Source organism: Actinosynnema sp. NPDC002837 (genome assembly GCF_040295345.1).
Taxonomy (GTDB): Bacteria; Actinomycetota; Actinomycetes; order Mycobacteriales; family Pseudonocardiaceae; genus Actinosynnema.
Genome location: NZ_JBEOVG010000106.1, coordinates 1 through 20,855 on the forward strand (window position 1 = coordinate 1; position 20,855 = coordinate 20,855).

At 72.5% G+C, this 20,855-nt stretch carries 16 protein-coding genes; 7 read left to right on the forward strand and 9 right to left on the reverse strand.

Features of this window, described 5'->3' with window-relative positions; all coding sequences use genetic code 11:
* Positions 1-65: 65 nt before the first annotated feature.
* The 4 genes from ABTZ99_RS39285 to ABTZ99_RS39300 are packed head-to-tail and all read left to right on the forward strand — an operon-like array spanning position 66 to position 3,817.
* Positions 66-992: a carbohydrate ABC transporter permease gene (locus ABTZ99_RS39285; protein WP_499618096.1), complete on the forward strand. Its 927-nt coding sequence runs from the start codon at positions 66-68 to the stop codon at positions 990-992.
* Entirely contained in the window at positions 992-1,900 is a 909-nt protein-coding gene (locus ABTZ99_RS39290; protein WP_498779718.1) for a carbohydrate ABC transporter permease, read from the forward strand. The genes ABTZ99_RS39285 and ABTZ99_RS39290 overlap by 1 nt, the downstream gene beginning before the upstream one ends.
* Positions 1,901-1,905: 5 nt before the next feature.
* Positions 1,906-2,592 (forward strand): hypothetical protein, encoded by a 687-nt coding sequence (locus tag ABTZ99_RS39295; protein ID WP_499618098.1) that lies wholly within the window; start codon positions 1,906-1,908, stop codon positions 2,590-2,592.
* A 40-nt stretch (positions 2,593-2,632) separates the two neighbouring features.
* A complete protein-coding gene (locus ABTZ99_RS39300) occupies positions 2,633-3,817 on the forward strand; it encodes a glycoside hydrolase family 88 protein (protein ID WP_499618100.1) in 1,185 nt (394 codons plus the stop codon).
* A gap of 42 nt (positions 3,818-3,859) precedes the next feature.
* On the opposite strand, the gene ABTZ99_RS39305 is transcribed toward ABTZ99_RS39300, so the two are convergent.
* Positions 3,860-5,311 (reverse strand): glycoside hydrolase family 43 protein, encoded by a 1,452-nt coding sequence (locus ABTZ99_RS39305; RefSeq protein WP_499618102.1) that lies wholly within the window; start codon positions 5,309-5,311, stop codon positions 3,860-3,862.
* Positions 5,312-6,008: 697 nt separating this feature from the next.
* Here ABTZ99_RS39305 and helR point away from each other — a divergent pair.
* Positions 6,009-8,210, forward strand: a complete 2,202-nt coding sequence (helR, locus tag ABTZ99_RS39310; RefSeq protein WP_499618104.1) for an RNA polymerase recycling motor ATPase HelR — start codon at positions 6,009-6,011, stop codon at positions 8,208-8,210.
* 171 nt (positions 8,211-8,381) lie between these two features.
* The gene (locus ABTZ99_RS39315; RefSeq protein ID WP_498779708.1) at positions 8,382-8,825 is read left to right on the forward strand and encodes a hypothetical protein; all 444 of its coding nucleotides are present in this window, start codon (positions 8,382-8,384) and stop codon (positions 8,823-8,825) included.
* Between the two features lie 3 nt (positions 8,826-8,828).
* Here ABTZ99_RS39315 and ABTZ99_RS39320 read toward each other — a convergent pair whose 3' ends face one another.
* The 6 genes from ABTZ99_RS39320 to ABTZ99_RS39345 are packed head-to-tail and all read right to left on the reverse strand — an operon-like array spanning position 8,829 to position 17,181.
* On the reverse strand, positions 8,829-10,115 hold the full coding sequence (locus ABTZ99_RS39320) for a cation:proton antiporter (RefSeq protein WP_498779706.1): 1,287 nt from the start codon (positions 10,113-10,115) through the stop codon (positions 8,829-8,831).
* Positions 10,112-11,497, reverse strand: a complete 1,386-nt coding sequence (locus ABTZ99_RS39325) for a cytochrome P450 (RefSeq protein WP_498779704.1) — start codon at positions 11,495-11,497, stop codon at positions 10,112-10,114. The genes ABTZ99_RS39320 and ABTZ99_RS39325 overlap by 4 nt, the downstream gene beginning before the upstream one ends.
* On the reverse strand, positions 11,494-12,585 hold the full coding sequence (locus ABTZ99_RS39330) for an alpha-hydroxy acid oxidase (protein ID WP_499618107.1): 1,092 nt from the start codon (positions 12,583-12,585) through the stop codon (positions 11,494-11,496). The genes ABTZ99_RS39325 and ABTZ99_RS39330 overlap by 4 nt, the downstream gene beginning before the upstream one ends.
* Positions 12,582-14,165: an NAD(P)-binding domain-containing protein gene (locus tag ABTZ99_RS39335; RefSeq protein ID WP_498779701.1), complete on the reverse strand. Its 1,584-nt coding sequence runs from the start codon at positions 14,163-14,165 to the stop codon at positions 12,582-12,584. Before ABTZ99_RS39335 ends, ABTZ99_RS39330 begins: the two co-directional genes overlap by 4 nt.
* A gap of 9 nt (positions 14,166-14,174) precedes the next feature.
* Positions 14,175-15,644 (reverse strand): class I adenylate-forming enzyme family protein, encoded by a 1,470-nt coding sequence (locus tag ABTZ99_RS39340; protein ID WP_499618109.1) that lies wholly within the window; start codon positions 15,642-15,644, stop codon positions 14,175-14,177.
* On the reverse strand, positions 15,631-17,181 hold the full coding sequence (locus ABTZ99_RS39345; RefSeq protein ID WP_499618111.1) for an NAD(P)-binding domain-containing protein: 1,551 nt from the start codon (positions 17,179-17,181) through the stop codon (positions 15,631-15,633). Before ABTZ99_RS39345 ends, ABTZ99_RS39340 begins: the two co-directional genes overlap by 14 nt.
* Before the next feature lie 63 nt (positions 17,182-17,244).
* On the opposite strand from ABTZ99_RS39345, the gene ABTZ99_RS39350 reads away from it, so the two are divergent.
* Positions 17,245-18,741, forward strand: a complete 1,497-nt coding sequence (locus ABTZ99_RS39350) for an aromatic amino acid ammonia-lyase (protein ID WP_498779695.1) — start codon at positions 17,245-17,247, stop codon at positions 18,739-18,741.
* On the opposite strand, the gene ABTZ99_RS39355 is transcribed toward ABTZ99_RS39350, so the two are convergent.
* Both ABTZ99_RS39355 and ABTZ99_RS39360 read right to left on the reverse strand, forming a co-directional pair.
* A complete protein-coding gene (locus tag ABTZ99_RS39355) occupies positions 18,722-20,002 on the reverse strand; it encodes a sensor histidine kinase (protein ID WP_498779694.1) in 1,281 nt (426 codons plus the stop codon). The genes ABTZ99_RS39350 and ABTZ99_RS39355 overlap by 20 nt on opposite strands.
* A complete protein-coding gene (locus ABTZ99_RS39360; protein ID WP_498779724.1) occupies positions 19,999-20,646 on the reverse strand; it encodes a response regulator transcription factor in 648 nt (215 codons plus the stop codon). Before ABTZ99_RS39360 ends, ABTZ99_RS39355 begins: the two co-directional genes overlap by 4 nt.
* Positions 20,647-20,855: the final 209 nt, after the last annotated feature.

A 20,855-nucleotide genomic window follows, 5' to 3' on the forward strand; every position in this document is an offset into this window, starting at 1 on the left:
CGGGCTCGGCGTCCCCGAGCCCGCGCCGCCCCAGCACCCCACCTACGCAGGAGCACAGAGAGCCGATGAGCACCACGACGGTCGGCGGTCCGCGCAGCACCGGCGCGGACCGGACGAAGCGGTGGTACCGGGCGCGCCGGTCGTTGCAGGGCGCGTCGTTCGTCCTGCCGAACTTCCTCGGCTTCGGCCTGCTCACCCTGGGCCCGGTCGTCGCGCTGTTCTACATCTCGCTCACCAACTGGAACGTCTTCGGCAAGGCCAAGTGGATCGGGCTGGACAACTTCACCCGCCTGCTCGGTGACGCGAGCTTCCACCGGGCGCTGCTCAACACGCTGTACTACTCCGCGTTCCACATCCCGCTCACGCTCGCGCTGTCGCTGGGCCTGGCCCTGCTGCTCAACCGGAAGCTGCGCGGCGTCGCGTTCTTCCGCACCGCCGCGTTCTTCCCCTACGTCACCTCGATCGTGGCCATCGCCATCGCGTGGAACCTGCTGTTCAGCCGCGACGCCGGCCCGATCAACCAGATCCTCGGCCTGTTCGGGGTGGACGACCCGCCCGGCTGGACCGCGTCGTCGACCTGGGCGATGCCCGCCGTGATCATCGTCGGGGTCTGGCGCGAGATGGGCTACTACATGCTGCTCTTCCTGGCCGGGTTGCAGACCGTGCCACCCGAGCTGCACGAAGCCGCCCGGATCGACGGCGCCAACGCCTGGCAGCGCTTCCGCAACGTCACGCTGCCGTGCCTGCGCCCCACGACGTTCTTCGTCACGGTGATGCTCACCATCGGCAGCTTCAAGGTCTTCGACCTGATCCTCGTGATGACCAACGGCGGCCCGGGCCAGTCGACCCTGGTGCTGTCGCAGTACATCTACCAGAAGGGCCTGGTGGAGAACCGGTTCGGCTACGCCTCCGCGATCTCCGTCGTGCTGTTCGCGCTCTGCATGCTGGTCACGGTCGTGCAGTTCGCCGTCAACCGGAGGAGGAACGCCTGATGGCCGCGCCGCGCACACTGCCCGACCTCGCCGCGCCGGGGACGGTCGGCACGGGGCCCGTCGCGCCGCCCGAACGCGGCGGCAGGCGGTTCCCCGCGCCGGGCAGGCTCCTGGGGTACGCCGTCCTCGTGGTGGCGGCGGCCGGGCTGCTGCTGCCGTTCTTCTGGATGGTCTCCTCGTCGTTGAAGACCGCCAACGGTGTCTTCTCCATCCCCGTGACCTGGTTCCCGGAGTCGCCGCAGTGGGCGAACTACGTCGAGATCTGGCGGATCTCGGACATGCTGGTGTGGCTGAAGAACACCGTCTTCCTCTCGGTGGTCGTCACCCTGCTCCAGCTGTTCACCGGCAGCTTCGCCGCCTACGGGTTCGCCAAGGCCCGCTTCCCGGGGCGCAACCTGCTGTTCCTGCTCTACATCGGCACGATCGCGGTGCCGTGGCAGGCGTACATGATCCCGCAGTTCATCATGATGTCCGAGGTCGGCCTGACGAACACGCCGTGGGCCGTCATCGCGTTGCAGGCGTTCAGCGCCTTCGGCGTGTTCCTGATGCGGCAGTACTACCTGACCATCCCCGACGAGCTGTGCGAGGCCGCCCGCGTCGACGGCCTGAGCGAGTACGGCATCTACTTCCGGATCATGCTGCCGCTGTCCGTGCCCGCCCTCGCCAGCCTGGCCCTGCTCACCTTCGTCACCACCTGGAACGACTACCTCGGCCCGCTGATCTACCTGCGCGACCCGGACCTGTGGACGATCCAGCTGGGACTGAAGTCGTTCGTCAGCGAGTACAACGCCGAGCACGCGTTGATCATGACCGGCTCGGTGCTGTCCGTGCTGCCGATCGCGGTGGTGTTCCTGCTCGGGCAGAAGTACTTCGTCCAGGGTGTCGCGACCAGCGGGCTGAAGGGCTGACGACCGTGTCGCACGAGATGTACAACCGGGTCTTCGCCACCGCCTACGCGCTGCTGGCCACCAGTGTGCTCGTGGTGGGCGCGAGCGCGCCGTTCCTGGCCGTGCTGCTGTTCACCCCCGTGACGGCCAGCTGGCCGTTGCTGGTGCCGACGGCGCCGTTCGTCGGCCCCGCCTTCGCCGCCGCGCACGCCGTGTTCGCCTCCACCGCGCGGGACGAGGGCGCACCGGTCGTGCGGGGTTTCCTGCGCGCCTGGCGCCGGCACGCCCGCCGGTCGGTGCTCGTGACCGGCGCCGCGTCCGCCCTCCTGCTCGTCCTGGCGGTGGACGTCCGCGCGGCGTGGGGCACACCCGTCGGCGCCGTCGCCATCCCCGTCCTGGCCGTGCTCGCGGTGCTCACCGCGGTGACCGCGCTGGTGGCGCTCACCGCCCTGGTGGAACACCCCGACGTGCCGCTGCGGCGCCTGGTGCGGGCCTGCCTGTTCCTGGCGCTGCGCCGCCCGCACTTCACCGCGGTCTCGCTGGTGGCGCTGTGGGTGCTGGCGGCGGCCGTCGCCGCCCTGCCCGTGCCGGCGCTCGCCCTGCTGACCGGTCCGGCGCTGTACGTCGTCTGGGTGGGCAGTCGCGCGACCCTCCGGCCGCTCCGCGTCGTCCCGGGCTCCGAGCCCGACCCGCGTTCTGTCGCGGCGCGCTGACCCGCGCCCGCTGTTCCGTCACCCGTTCTGAGGGAGAACCATGTCCGCGGAAGCAGACCGCGCCGCACCGACCACCGACCACCTGGCCGCGGCCTGGAACGCCGCCCTGGCGACCGTCCGGGGCAACATCGCCGACTTCACCGCCTGGTACCCGGACGACACCACCACCGACGGCGAGTACCGGCCGCGCACGGCCCGCGACGGCCAACCCGAGGGGGCCAACGTCGGGTGGACCACCGGCTTCTGGCCGGGGATGCTGTGGCTGGCCTGGGAGGCCACCGGCGACGACGACGTGCGGCGGGCCGCGGGGCTCCAGGTCGACAGCTTCTCCGACCGGGTCCGGCGCGGGATCGACCTGGACACCCACGACCTCGGGTTCCTCTACACGCTGTCGTGCGTGACGCCGTACCGGCTGCTGGGGGACGTGCGGGCGCGGGACAGCGCGTTGAAGGCCGCGAACCACCTGATGGACCGGTTCCTGGAACCGGCGGGCATCCTCCAGGCCTGGGGCGACCTGGAGAACCCGTTGCAGCGCGGTCGCACGATCATCGACAGCCTGATGAACGTGCCGCTGCTGTACTGGGCCGCCGAGACGACCGGCACGCCGTCGTTCCTCGAAGCCGCCCTGCGCCACACCGAGCAGCTGCGGCAGCACGTCATCCGCCCGGACGGCACCACGTTCCACACCTATTACTGGAACCCCGAGACCGGCGAACCGCTGCGCGGCGGCACCGAGCAGGGCCACCAGGACGGTTCGTGCTGGGCACGCGGGCAGGCGTGGGGGATCTACGGGTTCGCCCTCGGCTACCGGCACGCGCGGCGGGAGTCGTTCCTCGACGCGGCCAGGCGCTGCGCCGACTACTTCCTCACCCGCCTGCCCGCGGACCGCATCGCCTACTGGGACCTGGTGTTCGACGACGGCAGCGGGCAGGAGCGCGACTCCTCGGCCGCCGCCATCGCGGTGTGCGGCCTGTACGAGCTCGCGGACCACCTGGACGACCGGGACGCCGCCCTGCGCTACCGCGCCGAGGCCGACGCCATCCTGGACAGCCTGGCCACCGCGTACTCGACCGCGCACGACCCCGGCGCCACCGCGCTGCTCCTGCACGGCGTCTACGACAAGCCCAAGAACGTCGGGGTGGACGAGGGGAGCCTCTGGGGCGACTACTTCTACCTGGAAGCCCTGAGCAGGCGGCTGCGGCCCGATTGGCGCAGCTACTGGTGACGGTGACGGGGGTGGGCGGGTCGACCGCCCACCCCCGCGTCGTCAGGTGGTCAGCCGGAACGTGGCGTCCGCGCGGCCCGTCGCGTCGGTGATCGGGTCGAGCCGGAGCTGGTAGGCGTAGTGCCGCAGGTAGCGGTCCGGGTGGTTGTAGGACTGGAACGACGACCAGGACGACGAGGCGAGCCCGGCCACCTGGCGGAAGGTGGCGTCGGCCTTGAACGTTGCGCTGCCGTCGTCCGCGGCGAGGACGAAGTCGTAGTTGACGTGCCGCAGGTAGTAGCCGGGGTAGTTGACCGACTGGAACGACACCGTCCCGGAGCCCGCCAGACCGGGCATCACCCGGAACTGGGCGTCCTGGGCGGGGCTGACGTTCGGGTCGATGCGCACGTCGTAGTCGGCGTGGCGCACGTACCGGTCCTGGAAGTTGTAGGACTGGATGCGGTTGACCGGGGTGCTCGTGCCCCACTTGGCCAGGACGCGGCTCTCCTCGGCGGCGGTGAGGTTGAGGATCGAGCCGTGCCGCTTGCGCGTGGCGCCCAGGTTGTAGTCCGTGCGGGTGGTGAAGTTGCGGGTGCTGCCCAGGTTGGTCGACGTGATCGGCATGTACCCGCGGCCGGTGGCGTACTGGTCCAGCCACAGCGCCCACTCGTTGCGGCCGTTGAACTGCATCCACATCGGACCCTCGACGACGTTGCCGCCGCCGGTGCCGTTGGAGATGCCCATGTGCGAGAGGTTGCCGATGGTGGTCCAGGAGCCGAGGATCGAGTTGCTGCCCTCGACGGTGATGTGGCCGTCGGCGGAGGCCCGGTAGTAGCGGTAGCCGCCGACGCTGCCGGGAGACTCGACGATCTGGGTGTCGATGATGCCCTGGCCCGCGCCGCGGTCGATGTAGAGCACCGGGGAGGTGATGGTCCGGAAGTCCTTGGTGCGGACGTAGTAGATGCGGTGCTTGGTGACGCCGTTGAGCGCCGCGTTCGTCGCCCAGTAGACGACGTAGTCGCCGGAGGCGGGGTCGTAGATGGCCTCGGGCGCCCAGGCGTTGCCCGCGCCGGAGATGCCGGAGGCGACGTTCAGCAGCCGTGGCGCGGACCAGGTGACCAGGTCGGTCGACTCCCACACGACCAGGGACTTGCTGCCCCGGTTGGCGGCGTCGGACCACGACGTGCCGCTCGCGATGCGCAGGTCGGTGGCGACGATCCAGTACCGGTCGCCGGCGGGTGAGCGGACGAGCGCGGGATCGCGCACGCCGCGCGTGCCGACGGTGGACAGCAGCACGGGCGCGCCGTTGTTCAGGTCGGTCCAGCGCAGGCCGTCGCGGCTGTGCGCGAGGTAGATCTGCTCGCCGGTCGCGTGCTCGCCGGTGAAGTGCGCCATCAGGTAGCCGGTGAACGGCTCCAGCGCCTCGGCGCGCCGGTCGGTCGTCACCGACCAGGACGTGAACAGCAGGGCGACGGCGGCGACCAGCGCGCCGATCCTCGTCAGTGTTCGTGGCACGGGTGATCTCCCTTGATCACGGGGTGGTTCACGATCGGAGCGGTGCTGCCTTCGGCGGACTTGGTGAGCGCTAACAACACGTGTCGGGCACCACGGAGTGACTGTGAGCGCCCTCACGCCTCAGCGGCGAGTATGTTCGATGTTCGCGCTAACATCAAGGGCCGGAGGTGGCCTTCGGCGCGGGTACGAGGCGCTGGGCGGGCCTGGGGTGTCGTGGGGCGCGAGCGCGGTGCAGGGACGCAGGCGCGCTGCGGGGGTCGAGGGTGCGCTACGGGACGCGAACGCGGTGCGGAAGTCGCGGGCGTTCTGCAGAGACGCCGGCGTGGTGCAGGACGCGAGCGTGGTGCGGGGGCGCGAGTGCGGCGCGGGGACGCGAGCGTGGTGCGGGAGTGAGCCGACTCGGCCGCGCGAACCCCTGCCGTGGCGGGTATCGGGCCGCGGTCCGGTGCTTCGCCGCCAGGCCGGAAACGCGGGCGAGCTGCCGCACGGTTCCGGCGGTCGAGCGGCGGACGAGGCGGCGGTCCGGTGACGGCTCTCGCTCGTGGCGTCCCGGTTGACCGGCCCGGACGCGGTGCCCGCACCTGCGCGTTGTGGCAGGGGGCTTGACATGGTCCGGACAATAGAAAGTCGGCGTGCGCTCCGAAGTGGACTGGAGAACCCGCCGAACCTAAGACCACGTTAGCGCTGTGAGGGGCATGTGTCAACTCAGGGGTACGAAGAAGAACTGCGGTCCGAGCGGGGCTACGTGGCCGGGCTCTACCGACGGCTGGACGCCGAGCGCGTGCGCGTGAAGAAGGAGTACGAAGCGGCGCTGCGCGGCACCGGTGGCACGCCCATGGAGCGCGACGTAGAGGTGCGCGCGCTGGCCAAGGAGGCGAAGCGGCTGGACGTGGCGGACAACGGGCTGTGCTTCGGCCGGTTGGACACCCTCACGGGCGAGCGGTCCTACATCGGGCGGATCGGGCTGTTCGACGAGGGCGACGAGTACGAGCCGGTGCTGCTCGACTGGCGCGCGCCGGCGTCGCGCGCGTTCTACGTCGCCACCGCCGCGAACCCGGAGAACATGCGCCGCCGCCGCCAGTTCCACACCCGCGGTCGGCTGGTGGCCGACTTCACCGACGAGGTGCTCGGCCGGCCCGACGGCGACGAGCGGGGTGACGCGGCCCTGCTCGCGGCGGTCAACGCGCCGCGCGGCGAGGGCATGCGCGACATCGTGGCGACGATCCAGTCCGAGCAGGACGAGATCATCCGGCTCGACCACCCCGGCGTGCTGGTGATCGAGGGCGGACCGGGCACCGGCAAGACCGTGGTCGCGCTGCACCGCGTCGCGTACCTGCTCTACACCCAGCGCGAGCGGATGGAGCGGCACGGTGTGCTGGTGGTCGGGCCCAACCCGGCGTTCCTGAACCACATCGGCCGCGTGCTGCCGTCGCTCGGCGAGTCCGACGTGGTGTTCACGACGCCGGGCGGCCTGGTGCCCGGTCTGCACGTCACCGCCGACGACACGCCGGACGCCGCGCGGCTCAAGGGCTCGCTGAAGATCCTGGACGTGCTGAAGGCGGCCGTCGCCGACCGGCAGCGGTTGCCGCAGGAGCCGGTGACGCTCGAACTGGGCGGCGGCCCGGCGCGGATCGACGCCGCCACCGCGGAGTGGGCCAGGGACGAGGCGCGCGCGAGCGGGTTGCCGCACAACGAGGCCCGCGCGGTGTTCAGCGAGATCATCACCTACGTGCTCACCGAACGGGCGATCGCCCGGATCGGCCGCGGTTGGCTGACCCGGGAGAACCGGGACGCGTGGGAACGCCTGCGGTCCGACCTGGTCGAGGAGCTGCACGCGGACGACGGGTTCGTCGCCGTGCTCGACGAGCTCTGGCCGGTCCTGACGCCGTCCTCGCTGCTGGCCTCGCTGTACACCTCACCGCAACGGCTGCGGGCGGCCGGCGCCGACCAGGCGTTGTGGCGTGCCGACGGCGAGGCCTGGACGGTGTCGGACGTGCCGCTGCTCGACGAGCTGGTCGACCTGCTCGGCCGGGACAAGGCGGCCGACGACACCGCCGAGCGGCAGCGGAAGGCCGAGGCCGAGTTCGCCGAGGGCGTGCTCGACGGCCTCCACGGCCGCCAGGACTCGATGGACGACGAGGACCACCTGTACGCCACGGACCTGCTGAACGCCGAGGACCTGGCGGACCGCGTCCTGGAGCGCGACACGCGCGACCTCGTCGAGCGCGCCACCGCCGACCGGGACTGGACCTACCGGCACGTCGTGGTCGACGAGGCGCAGGAACTGTCCGAAATGGACTGGCGGGTGCTGATGCGGCGCTGCCCCGGCCGGTCGTTCACGGTGGTCGGCGATCTCGCGCAACGCCGGTCCGAGGCCGGTGCGACGTCCTGGGAGGCGATGCTGGAGCCGTACGTGCCGGGCCGCTGGGTCTACCGGGCGCTGACGGTGAACTACCGCACGCCGGCGGAGATCATGGCCGTCGCCGCCGCGCTGCTCGCCGAGTTCGCGCCGTCGGTCCAGCCGCCGGAGTCGGTGCGCGCGTGCGGCGTGCGGCCGTGGTCGAGGCGGGTCGCGGAGGACGAGCTGCCGGCCGCGATCGAGGAGTTCGTCCGCGACGAAGCGGGCCGCGAGGGCACCAGCGTGGTGATCGGGCCGGTCGGCCTGGCGGGCACGGTGCCCGCGTCGGAGACGAAGGGCCTGGAGTACGACGCCGTCCTGGTCGTCGAGCCGGAGCGGATCCTCGCCGAGGGCCCGCGTGGCGCGGCCGAGCTGTACGTCGCGCTCACCCGTGCCACCCAGCGCCTGGGCGTCCTGCACCGGGACCCGTTGCCGCGGGCCCTGAGCGGTCTCGCGGAGATCGGGACGCCGGTCGGCGCCGGAGGCCGGCGCCCGGCGTAGCGGTTCGCGCGCGGCCGGTCCCGGTCCGGGGCCGGCCGCCTCGTCACCGGTCGGCCCACGATCGCGGCACGTCGCTTCCCGACCGGGTGGTCCGGTCCGGATCGGCCCGCTCGGCGCGGACCGTGCGGTACAACCGGTGCAGGGCCGACCGGGACGGCGCGGGGAGGAAGGGTGGGCACGAGACGGGTGCTGCTGACCGGGTGCGCGCTGCTGATCCTCGTGCAGGTGGGTGCCGGGTTGTGGGCGGCGGTGTTCCCGGAGGCGTTCTTCGCCGGGTACCCGACGCCCGGGGTCGGCTGGGTGGCGCTGTTCCCGCCGTACAACGAACACCTCGTGCGGGACTACGGACTGGCGCTGCTGCAGCTGGCGCCCTTGGCGCTGGTCTGCCTGAAGCTGCCGGAACCGGCGTTCGTCGCCGCGCTGCTGATCGGGGTGCTGCTGTTCCACCTGCCCCACGGGATCTACCACGAGCTGCACGTCGCCCGCACCGACGACCTGGTGCTGCAGCGGTTGTCGCTGTGGACGCCCGTCGTCCTCGCCGCCGCCCTGCTGTACCCGACCTGGAGGCTGGCGAAGAGCCGCCGTCCGCAGACGGCGGCTCCCACCACGGGGTGAGCCTCAGTTGTTCGGCGCGGGCACCGCCGGCGGCAGGAAGTCGGTCGCGCCGCGCTCCAGGCTCTCGGGCAGGGACGCCCGGTAGATCGGCATCGCGGCCGCCGTGGTCACGATCGCGACCGCGACGAGGATCGCGAACAGCTCCGGGGTCACCATGTCGTGCGCGAGGCCGATGTTTATGAAGATCAGGATCATCAGCCCCCGGGCGTTCATCAGCCCGCCGACCGCCGACGCGTAGCGCCACGAGAAGCCCTGGGCGCGCACCACCAGCGCGCAGCCGAGGTACTTGCCCGCGAACGCGACCGCCATGATCACCGCGAGCGGCCACCACAGGGCGCCGCCCGCGCCGAAGCCGGACACCTGCGTGTTCAACCCGCTGAACGCGAAGAACACCGGCAGCAGCAGGATGGAGTTCAGGTCCGTGAGCCGCGTCTCCAGCTCCCGTCGCACGATCGCCGACTGCGGCATCGCCAGGCCCGTGATGAACCCGCCGAACACCGAGAACACGCCGATGTAGTCGGTGAACCACCCCGCCACCAGCACGACCAGCAGCACGAGCGCCATCACGTCGCGGCTCATCCGACCCTCGCGCTCCACCCGCGCGCCCAGCCGGGCGAACAGGTTGCGCCCCACCGTGAGCATCAGCAGCGCGAACACCGCCGCGCCCGCCACCGTGCTCACCGCGTCGAACGGGCTGCCGGCCGCCGCGACCGCGATGATCACGGCCAGGATCACCCACGCCGCCGCGTCGTCGATCGCCGCCGCGACCAGGGTGAGGCCGCCGATGGGCGTGTTCGCGATCCCGCGCTCCTGCAGGATCCGCGCCAGCATCGGGAACGCGGTGATCGACAGCGCGCCGCCGACGAAGAGCATGAACTCCCACCGGGTCGTGCCGTCCGGGCTCAGCGAGCCGAAGAACAGCGCCGCCACGGCCGCGCCCAGCGCGAAGGTCGGCACGATGCCCGACACCGCGAGCGCCGACGCCCGCCGCATGTTCCGCCCGGCGGCGAGGCCGTGGTCGAGCGAGGACCCGACCAGGAACATGTAGAACGTCAACCCGATCGTGCTCAGCACGTACAGGGTGTCCTTGACGTCGGTGGGGAAGATCTGGGCCTGCAACCCCGGCGCGACGGCGCCCAGCAGGGCAGGCCCCAGCAGGACGCCGGCGACCATCTCGCCGACCACCCTGGGCTGCTTGACCGCCATGGCGATGCGCCCGCACAGCGTCGTCGCGGCGAGCACGACGGCGAGCGCGGCGAACACCTTCAACGCGAACTGGATCTGGTTCACCGGGTGATCTCCTGGGCAGAGGGCGGCTCGCGCCGCAGCGGACGACCCTGGGTGTCGTGCGTGTCGAAGTAGCGCCCGGCCAACCGCAGCCGGTGGGCGTGCAGGACCATGACCGTGCCGAGGACGAGCTGGACGACGCTGCGCCACACGTCCTCCCACCGGTCGCGCACCCGCAGGAACGCGCCGAGCACGGCGAGCCGGCGTGGCGGCAGCGGCTCGTCGGCCCGGACCAGCAGGCACGGGCCGCGGCTGGGCAACGACCTGGTGTGCCTGACCGTGGAGTGCGGCCGCACGCGGCGCAGCACCTCGCCGGTCGCCCCGCGCAGCGCCAGCGGGGACAGCCGCCACGCCGGGCACGGCCGGTTGGCGGCGACGCCGAACGGGATGTGGTGCGCCGCGCGGACCCGGACCCGCGCCCAGCGGTCCGGGTCGAAGACCTCAGGGCGCGCGTAGCCGGTCGCGTGGTAGTCGGGATAGCTGAAGCACAGCACCGAACCCGCGGGCAGCGTGGTGCGCTCGTCCAGCTCGATGTCACCGGTGGTGACGCGGTGCGCGATGCCGAACAGCGGGTACAGCCGCATGGTCTCGTCCAGGACGTGGGTGAAGTAGCGCTCGTCGTCGGCGAGCCGGGCCGCCACGTGCGGGTGCTGCGCCAGGGCGAGCAGCAGGTGCGCCATCGCCTCGGACATCTGGACCACGCCCGTGTTGAAGAACGTGCCCTGGAGGTAGTGCACCTGCTCGGTGGGCGACAGGCTCGCCGGCAACGGCCGCCGCACGTCACCCGCCGCAACCCGCCGGGCCAGGTAGCGGGTCAGCCGCGCCCGCCGGGCCGGGTGGCGCAGGCCGGTGCACTTCAACGCCGTCACCACGTCGTCGGCGTGCCCCACGATCAGGTCACGCGCCTCGCGCGGGCACGGCTCGCCGAACACCAGCTCGTAGAAGTACTCCGCCCACACGGGCATCATCAGGTCGCGCAGCCGCACCAGCGTGACCCGCCCGGTGAGCACCTCGTCGAGCACCCGACCGGTGCAGCGGGCCGCCGTCGCCGACAGCACGTCACCCGGCCCGGCCAGCAGCGCGCGCGTCGTGCGGGCCACGTCGTCGTAGCGCGGACCGGCCTCCAGGTGCTCCTGGTGCACCTCGGGGCCGGGGGAGAGCCAGTACCAGAACAGGTCCGACAGCCCGGCGCCGCGGCTGCGGCCGTTCGCGGCGGGGTGGCTGTAGACCTCCTGGAACCGGTCCGGCCCGACGGCGGCGTTCGGGAACATGATCGCGTTGTCCCCGTTGACCTTCTCGAACACCTTGCCGCGCAGGGCGACCACCCGCGCGGGCAGCCAGCGCGGCGCGGTCAGCACCACCGCGGCGGCGAGCAACCCCGTCACCCACACCGGGCGGACACCCCCGTCCCGCGCGCGACGACCAGGTCCCGGGTCAGGTCGGCCAGGTCACGCCCGCCGCACAGCGCGAGCACGTGGTCGAACTCGTCGCGCAGCACGTCGAGCACCCGGGACACTCCGGCCTCGCCGGCCGCGGCCAGACCCCACAGCACGGGCCGGCCGACACCCACCGCCGTCGCGCCCAGCGCGAGCGCCACGGCGACGTCACCGCCGCGCCGGACGCCGCCGTCCAGCACCACCGGCACCCGGCCCGCCACCGCGTCGACCACCGCCGGCAACGCCTCGACCGCGGCCGGCGCGAGGTCGGACTGGCGGCCGCCGTGGTTGGACACCACGATCCCGGCCACCCCGTGCTCGACCGCGAGCACCGCGTCGCGCGGGTGGAGCACGCCCTTGAGCCACAACGGCAACGACGTCCGCTCCCGCAGCCGGTCCAGGTGCGCCCACGACACCGAGGGCGACATCTCGATGTCCCGCACGCCGCCCGGCGGGCCACCGGGCAGGTCGCGCATGTTCTCCGCCGCCAGCCCGACCGGCAGGTCGTGGAAGCCGTGCTCGGCGTCGCGGCGGTGCCGGCCGAACACCGGGGAGTCGGCGGTCACCACCAGCGCCGTGCAGCCGGCCCGTTCCGCCCGCTCCACCAGGCAGTCCGTCACGTCGTCGTCGGGTTGCAGGTAGAGCTGGAACCAGACGGACGCGTCCGCGTCGACCGACCGCGCCGCCGCCACCACCTCGCCGATCGCCACCGTCGAGGCCATGCCGGACACCAGCACCGTCCGCGCCGCCGCCGCGGCCCGCGCGGTCGCCAGCTCGCCGTCCGGGTGCGCGAGCCGGTGGAACGCGGTCGGCGCGATCAGCACCGGCAGGTCGAGGCGACCGCCGGGCAGGTCGACCCCGAGGTCCCTGCTCTCCCTGCCGCGCAACACCCTCGGCAGCAGGGCCAGGCGCCCGAACGCCGCTTCGTTCTCCCCGAGCACGACCTCGTCGCCGACCCCGCCCGCGTAGTAGTCGTAGTGCACGGGATCGAGCACCGCGCGGGCCTTCTCGTGCCACGCCGCGAGCCCGCCGCTCACGGTGAACCCACGGCGGTCCGGTCCAGCCGGGCGTGCAGGAACGCGAGCAGCGGCGCCCGGTGCACCTCCTCGCTGTCCCACTCGTTCTCGAGGTTCTCGGTGAGGTGGTGCTCGTCGAGCAGCGTCCCGCCGCGGAAGTGCCGGACCACCGGGTGCAGGTAGCGGCCGTCGAGCCCGCTGGTGTCCTCCTGGGACACGCGGCCCGCCGTGACGTCGAACGGGTTGACCTGGTCGTGGTCCGCGCCGTACTCCAGCGTCACCGCCAGGTAGGACTCGACGTCGCCGAAGTCGCCGCGGCCGACCGCCTCGTGCAGGTGGGCCAGCGGCACCTCCTCGGCGTAGCGCAGGGCGCCGTCCGGCCCGACCAGGACCGCGTCCGCCATGAACGCGAACAGCTGCCACAACGCCGAGGTGCGGTTCACCCGCTCGACGACCGCGTCGGCCACCGCTTCGGGGGTGGGGGAGAGGTCCCGGCTCGGCCACGCCACGCCGTGGTAGCGGTGCTCCATGATGTGGTGCAGCGCCCGCACGCCGTACCGGAAGCCGTGGATGAACCCGCTCGTCGACTTCTTGAAGTCCCTGGCCTGCGTGATGGTGCCGGCGAAGAACAGGTCGGGCACGTTCACCGACTCCCAGGCGGCGGTCTGGTCCGGGAAGCGGTCGTTGATCGTCAGCCGTGGGCGGCACTCGGGCGCGAAGATCGACGCGTCGAAGCGGAACCCGGTCGCCATGATCACCCGGTCGTAGCGGATCTCCTTCACGCGCTCGGCCACTCGCACGAAGCTGACGCGCACCAGGAACCCGTCGCCGTCGCGGCGGATGTCCAGCACCCGGCCGTCCAGCAGCGCGTTCTGCGACTTGAGCTGGTAGGTGTCGAGGAAGTTGTTGTTGACCGCGCGCAGGTGGCCGACGAAGTGCGTCTGCCACGCCAGCTTCAGCGAGCCGGGCCCGGCCACGTGGATGACCGACGCGGTCTCGATCAGGTTGTCGGCGGTCTCGAACGCGGAGTTGCCGCGACCGACGATCAGCACCTTCTGGCCGGTGAAGTCGGCGGGGTCCACCGACACCTCGTCGTACCGCTCGGCGAGCTCCGCCCCCTCGATCGGCGCCACGTACGACTTGGACACACCGGTGGCGACGATGAGCCGACGTGCCCGGTAGGTGTCGCCGTTGCGGACGCGCACCACGAAGTCGTCCGGCCTCGTCACCTCCACAACCGACGCGCCGTAGCGGATCGGCAGGTCGTGCTCGGCGGCGAAGTCGGCCAGGTAGCGGACCATGTCGTCGGCGTGCGGGAAGTAGCGCGGCGTGTAGCGGGTGAACAGCAGCGACGGGTCGTCGGACAGCAGCGAGTTCCAGTCGGTGCGCAGGTTGAGCTCGGGGTCGTCCCACCCGGTGTTGGGCTTGTTGATCGAGATCAGGGTGCGGTGGCGGGGGAAGCGGGTGAAGAACGCGCCGGGGGCGTCACCGGCCTCCAGCACCAGGTGGTCCCGCCCGGCGCGGGACAGCAGGTAGGAGGCCTGGAGCCCCGCCGGGCCGGCGCCGATCACGAGACACTCCGTCGAAACCTCGCTGGGCACGTCTTCTCCTCACGTCCGGGAGCGGGACAGCAGGCGCTTGTCCGGCTTGCCGCTCGGGGCGAGCGGCGGTTCTTCGATCAGGGTCAGGGCCACCGGCGCGCACGCGGCGCCCAGCCGGTCGGTCACCAGCGCGCGCAGCGCCGCGAGGTCGGGCGTGCGGCCGGCGGTCGGCACGACGAACGCGTGCACCGCCTCGCCGGTGTCCTCGTCCGGCACGGCGACGACGTAGGCCTCGGCGACGTCCGGGTGCTCGGCGACGACCCGCTCGATCGGGCCCGCGTAGTGCAGGTTCGCGTTGACGATCACCACGTCCCTGGTCCGGCCGGTCAGGTGCAGGTGGCCGTCGGCGTCGAAGTGGCCGAGGTCGCGGGTGCGCACCAGGCCGTCGGCGAACACCTCGGCCGACCGCTCCGGGTCCGCCCAGTACGCGTCGGCCTGCGCGGGCGTGCGGACGAACAGCTCACCGTCGACCCCTTGCTGCACGGGTGCGCCGTCCGCGTCACGGACCTCGACGTGCACGGCGGCGGGCGGTATCCCCACCGTGCCGGGCGGGTCGGCCGGGGTGGCCATCGAGATCATGCCCGTCTCGGTCTGGCCGTAGCCCTGGAACACGACCGGTCCGAGCACGTCCAGCGCCTCGCGGTGCCGGTCGGCCGTCAGCGGCGACCCGGACACCATCAGCGCCCGCAACGACGACAGGTCGGCCGGCGCGCGGCGCTGCCCGGCGACGAGCTTCGCCAACCGCGGCACCGTGAACACGCTCGCCGAGGCGCGGTGGCGGGTGATCGCCTCGGGGAACACGGGCCGGTCGGCGACGACCGCCGTGCCGCCGGCGGTGATCGCCACCACCGCGTACTCGAACATCACCTGGCTCGACAGGGACCCGAACACCAGGAACCGGTCCAGCCGGGAGGCCAGTTCGCGGATCGCGGGCGGCCACGCGTCCGGTCGGGCGGCCCACCCGGACGTCATCGCGGCGTAGGTCTGCGCGCACGCCTTGGGCGCGCCCGTGCTGCCGCTGGTGTGGATCAGCCGGGCGACGTCCGCGGGCCGGCCGGCGCACCGGAGCCGACCGTCGGCACGGGTCTCGCGCAACGAGTCGACGGTCAGCACGGGGGCGTCAGATTCGGGCGCGATCGTGTCGTCCGAGTCGGTGATCACCGCGGCGACGTCGAGGCCGAGCAGGTGGCGCACCTGGTCGTCGGGCAGGCCCGGCCGCACGCCCAGCACCCTCGCGCCCACCGCGTGCGCGGCGAGGATCGTGGCGAACGCCTCCGGGTTGACGCCGAGCAGGAGCGCGACGCCGTCACCCGGACCCAGACCTCGCCCGCGCAGACCGGCGGCGATCCGCGCGACCAGGTCGAGCATCTCCGCGCCGCTCACCACGCGCGTGCCGTGTTCGAACACCGGCCGTCCACCGGCGGTCTCGAGCACGTCGAGCACCGCGCGCGGGAACGGCTCGGCCTCACGCGCCGGCAAGGCATTCCTTCACGAACGCGGTCAGCGGCTGCTGGTGCACCGCCGGCAGGTCCCAGTGGTTCTCGAGGTTCTCGGCCAGGTGGTGGGTCGCGGCGAGCGCGCCGTCGCGGTAGTGGCGCACCACCGGGTGCAGGTAGCTCGCGTCGTGCGCGTTGGCGGCGTCGTTCTCCGCCACGCGCGGGACGGTGATGTCGAACGGGTCCACCTTGTCGTGGTCGGGCCCGTACTCCAGCGTCGCGACGAACCGGTGCTCGGCCGGGCCGAGGCCGCCGTCGGCGACGTAGGCCACCGGCACCTCTTCCTGGTACCGCGCGCCGTCGTCGGAGACCGTGACCACGTCGCCGATCACCGCGAACTGCTGCCACAGCGCGGACGACCGGTTCACCCTGGCCACCAGCGCGTCGCTGATCGCCTCCGGCGACGGTTCCAGCGCGGTCGACGGCCACGGGGTGTCGTGGTGGCGGGCGGCGAGGATGCGGTGCAGGGCGCGGACCCCGTACCTGAAGCCGTGGATGAACCCGCTGGTGGACTTCTTGAAGTCCCTGGACTGCGTGATGGTGCCCGCGAAGTACAGGCCCGGCACCGTGGTCGACTCGAACGCGGGCGTCTGCTCGGGGAACCGGTCGTCGATCACCAGCGCCGGACGGCAGCTGTCGTCGAACACCGAGGCGTCGAACCGGAACCCGGTGCACGCCACGATCCGGTCGTACTCCAACTCGCGTAACGACTCCGCGGCTCGGGCGTAGCGGAACCGGACGCGGAAACCGCCGCCGGGCCGCGGCTCGATGAGCTCCAACGCGCCGTCGAGGACCGCGTTCTCCGACTTGAGCTGGTAGGTGTCGAGGAAGTTGTTGTTCACCGCCCGCAGGTGGCCGACGTAGTGCGTCTGCCACGCCAGCCGCACCGCGTGCGGGCCGGCGACGTGGATGACCGCCGCGTGCTCCACCAGGGCGTCCGCGGTCTCGAACCCGGAGTTGCCCTTGCCGATCACCAGCACCCGCTGGTCGGTGAACGACTCCGGGTCGGTGTCGAACGTGTCGTAGCGCTCGGCGTGCTCGATGCCGGGGATCGGCGGCACGTGCAGCTGCGAGACCCCGGTCGCCACCACGACCCGCGCCGCGCGCCACGTCCGCCCACCGCGGTCGAGCACGGTGAAGCCCTCGTCGTCACGGGAGATCCGCACGACCTCGGTGTCGTAGTGGACCCGGATGCCGGTGGCCGCGGCGAAGTCGGCCAGGTAGCGGACCAGGTCGTCGGCGGCGGGGAAGTAGCGGCGGCTGTAGCGGGTGAACAGCAGCTCGGGATCGTCGGTGAGCAGCGAGTTCCAATCCATCCGCAGCCGCTGTTCCGGGTCGGCGTACCCGCTGTGCACCTTGTTGATGGAGATCAGGGTCCGGTGCCGCGGGTAGCGGGTGAAGAAGGTGCCCGGTGCGCTGCCGCGTTCGAGGACGGCGTAATCGCGTCCGTCGCGCTCCAGCAGGGCGGCGAGCTGCACACCGGCCGGTCCCGCCCCGATGATCAGGTAGTCGTGCGCCATGAGCGAGGAAGCTACGCAGTCGATCTCAGAACTCTCTGAGATCGACTGCCTACCGTCGGTGCGGTGACCACGACCGTGACCGACGCACCCGTGGACCTCGCCGCACCGCTGACGAGCGACCACCTCCATCGTGCGGCAGCGCCGTTGCCCGTGCTCGTCAGCCCCGCCGTCCGGGAGCGGGTCGACCGGGGCCGCGAGTACCTGCGCACCGTGCTCGCCGACGACGAACGGCCCGTCTACGGCGCCAAGACCGGGTTCGGCGCCCTGATCGGCTTCGCGGGCCGTGAGGACGAAGCGGACCAGTGCGACAACACCCTGGCACACCTCGGCGCGGGCCAGGGGCCCGACCTGCCGGCCGACATCGCCCGCGCGGCGCTGCTGGTGCGGGCGTGGTCGCTCTCGCAGGGCGTCTCCGGGGTCTCCGCGCACGTCGTGGACGGGCTCGCGGCGATGTTCGCGACCACGTTCGTGCCGGCGATCCCGCGCTACGGCTCGGTCGGCGCGAGCGGCGACCTCATCCCGCTCGCCTACGCGACGCAGGCGTTGCGCGGCCGCGGTCACGCCTACTTCGACGGCGAGCGGATGCCCGCGAGCGAGGCCCTGGGCCTGGCCGGGCTCACCCCGCTCACCCTCGACGGGCGCGACGCGCTGGCGCTCGTCAACGGCACGTCGGTCACCACCGCGGCCGCCGCGCTCGCGCTGGACAGCGTGCGCGCCTCGCACCGCGCGATCCAGGACCTGACGTGCCTGCTCGTGGACGTCCTCGGCGCTGACCCCGGTTTCCTCGACCCACGCCTGATCTCCGCTTACGGGCACCCCGGCGCGGTCACCGTCGCCGACCGCATGCGGGCCGCGCTCGTCGGCACGATCCCGAGCGGCAAGCGGGCCCTCCAGGAGCCTTACAGCATCCGGTGCTCGCCGCAGCTGCTCGGCGCGGCCGAGGACGCGTTGCGCTACGTCGACGGCGTGGTGGCGGCCGACCTGGGCGGTGTCAGCGACAACCCGCTGTTCTTCCCCGGTGACGACCTCGTCGCGCACGGGGGCAACTTCTTCGGCCAGCCGGCCGCGTTCGCCGCCGACGTCCTCGCCATGGTCACCGCGTCGTTGGGCAACCTCGCCGAACGGCAGCTGGACCTGCTGGTCGACCCGGTCCGCAACACCGGCCTGCCGCCGATGCTGGCCGCCGGGCCGGGGCGCCAGCACGGGTTGCAGGGCGTGCAGCTGGCCACGACCGCGTTCATCGCGGAGATCCGCCGCGGCGCCCTGCCGGCGAGCACCCAGAGCCTGCCGACGAACCTGCACAACCAGGACGTCGTGCCGTTCGGCACCCAGGCCGCGCTGCGCTCCTACGACCTCGCCGAGCTGCTCCGGCTGCTGTGCGGCTCGCTCGCGCTCGGCCTGCGGCAGGCGGTGCACGTCGGCGGCCGCCGACCGACCGCACCCCGCTGCGCCGCGCTGCTCGACGCCCTCTGCGACGCGATCGCCCCGGTCGACCCCGACCGACCGCTCGACGCCGACGTGCGGGCCGCCGCCGACCTGGTCACCGCGGGCCGGTACTGATCGTCTTGCCCGGCACGGCGCCGGCACCGGAGGTGGTGCCGGCGGCGGGTAAGCGGAGGGTGAACCGGGCGCCCTCGCCCGGGTGGCCCACGGCCTCCACCGTGCCGCCGTGGCCGGTGACGACCTCGCGCAGCAGCGCCAGCCCCAGCCCGAACCGCCGCTCCGGCCCGTCCGGCCCGCGGTGGAACCGGTCGAACAGCCGGTCCGCCTCGACCGGGTCGAAGCCCTCGCCCGTGTCGGCGACGGTCAGCTCGACCTGCCCGCTCCGGAGCCCGAGCCGCACGTCGATCCGGCCGCCCTCCGGCGTGTGGCGGACGGCGTTCGCCAGCAGTTCGTCCACCGCGCGCCGCAACGCGGTCTCGACACCGATGACGAGCAGCGGGCCGGTGGGGCGTTCGACGGTCAGCGTGATCCGCCGTTCGCCCGCCCGGTCGCCCTCGGTCTCCACCGCGGACTCCGCCACCGCCGCCAGGTCGACCGCCCGGCCGCCGAGGCCCTCGGACCGGCGGCTCAGCCTGGCCGACAGCAGCAGGTCGTCCACCACGTCGCCGAGCCCGCGGATCGAGCTGGCGAGCTTGTCGAGGCCGTCGCGGTGGTCGTCGGGCAGGTCGGCCGCCTTCGCCCAGCGGGCGAGCAGCTGCGCCCGCGTGTACGCCCTCGCGATCGGCGTGCGCAGCTCGTGGCTGGCGTCCGTGACGAATCGCCGTTGCCTGGCCAGCGCCTCCGCCAGCGGCGCGACCGTGCCGCGGCCCACGCACAGCCCCAGCACCGCCGCCGCGACCAGGCCGCCGAGCTCCGCGATCGCCAACGCCACCAGCAGGTGCCGCCGGTCGGCGAGCTGGTAGCGCGTGTCGAAGACCGCCTGCACCGTGCTGCCGTCGGCGCCGCGCTGGGTCAGCGTCAGGTACTCGGTGCCGTTGAGCTCCAGTTCGCGCTCGATGGTCCCGCCGGACGCCGCGACCGCGTCGAGGTCCTCGCGCAGCGGGAAGCCCGGCGGCACCTTCAGCAGGCCGTCGTCGAGCACGCCGTCGTCGAGGATGAACAGCCAGGTGCACCCCGGCGGCGTCGACGGCGCGCCGAACTGGGCGTTGTACCGCAGCTCGCGCGTGACCTGCGCGTCCTGCGCGTGCACCATCACGGCGTAGGCGATACCGCCGACGAACGCCACCAGCACGGTGATCGCCAGCGCGACCAGCACGCTGATCCGCAGACGTGCCCGCCGGATCACCGCGCGTTCCGCCTCGGCCCACGAACGGCTCACAACGCCCCCAAGCGATATCCGAGTCCTTGCACCGTGTGCACCACCGAACGGTCGATCTTGGTCCGCAGGTAGTACACGTAGGTGTCCACAATGGATGTTGCCGAAGCGTCCGGGAACACCACGCGCCGCAACGACGACCGCGTGTGCACGGTGTCCGGATGGGTCGCCAGCACGCGCAGCAGGGTGAACTCCCGGGTGGTGAGCGGCACGCGCCCGCCGTCGGGCAGCACCGCCTCCCGCTGCCCGACGTCGAGGTGCCCGGCGCCGATCCGCAGCACGTCGGCCAGTTCCAGCGCGCGCCGGCACAGCGCCCGCAGCCGCGCGCTCAACTCGTCCAGGTCGAACGGCTTCACCAGGTAGTCGTCCGCGCCCGCGTCCAGGCCGTCGATCCGGTCGTGGACGGTGCCCATCGCGGTGAGGATCAACGCCCGCGTCCGCACCGACCTCGCCCTCAACCGCACCAGGAGGTCGAGCCCGTCGAGGGCGGGCAGGCCGCGGTCGATGACCACCACGTCGTAGGGGCGGGTGAGGCCGAGGTGCAACCCGCGCTGCCCGTCCAGGGCAACGTCCACGGTGTACCCCTCGTGGCGCAACGCGGCGGCGAGCAACTCCACGAGCTCGCGGTCGTCCTCCACCAGCAACAACCGGAAGCCGTCGGCCGGCTGGGATCTGGAGTTGCCCTGCACGCCACCAGAATCCCACTAACGGGTGTTCGGTCAACGTGATGAGAGCGCCGACCATCGGAGTTCCGCCGCCGGCGTCCCGAATGGTCCATTGCGCGCTGCTTGCTACGACGCGATACCTAGAAGTACTGTGCCTTGCACATCTAGGGTACGGCTTCGGGGAGGGCTGG

Coding starts and splice junctions, on each gene's coding strand:
- ABTZ99_RS39290 (WP_498779718.1), top strand. CDS start 992: ATGGCCGCGCCGCGCACACTGCCCGACCTCGCCGCGCCGGGGACGGTC.
- ABTZ99_RS39285 (WP_499618096.1), top strand. CDS start 66: ATGAGCACCACGACGGTCGGCGGTCCGCGCAGCACCGGCGCGGACCGG.
- ABTZ99_RS39300 (WP_499618100.1), top strand. CDS start 2,633: ATGTCCGCGGAAGCAGACCGCGCCGCACCGACCACCGACCACCTGGCC.
- ABTZ99_RS39345 (WP_499618111.1), bottom strand. CDS start 17,181: ATGGCGCACGACTACCTGATCATCGGGGCGGGACCGGCCGGTGTGCAG.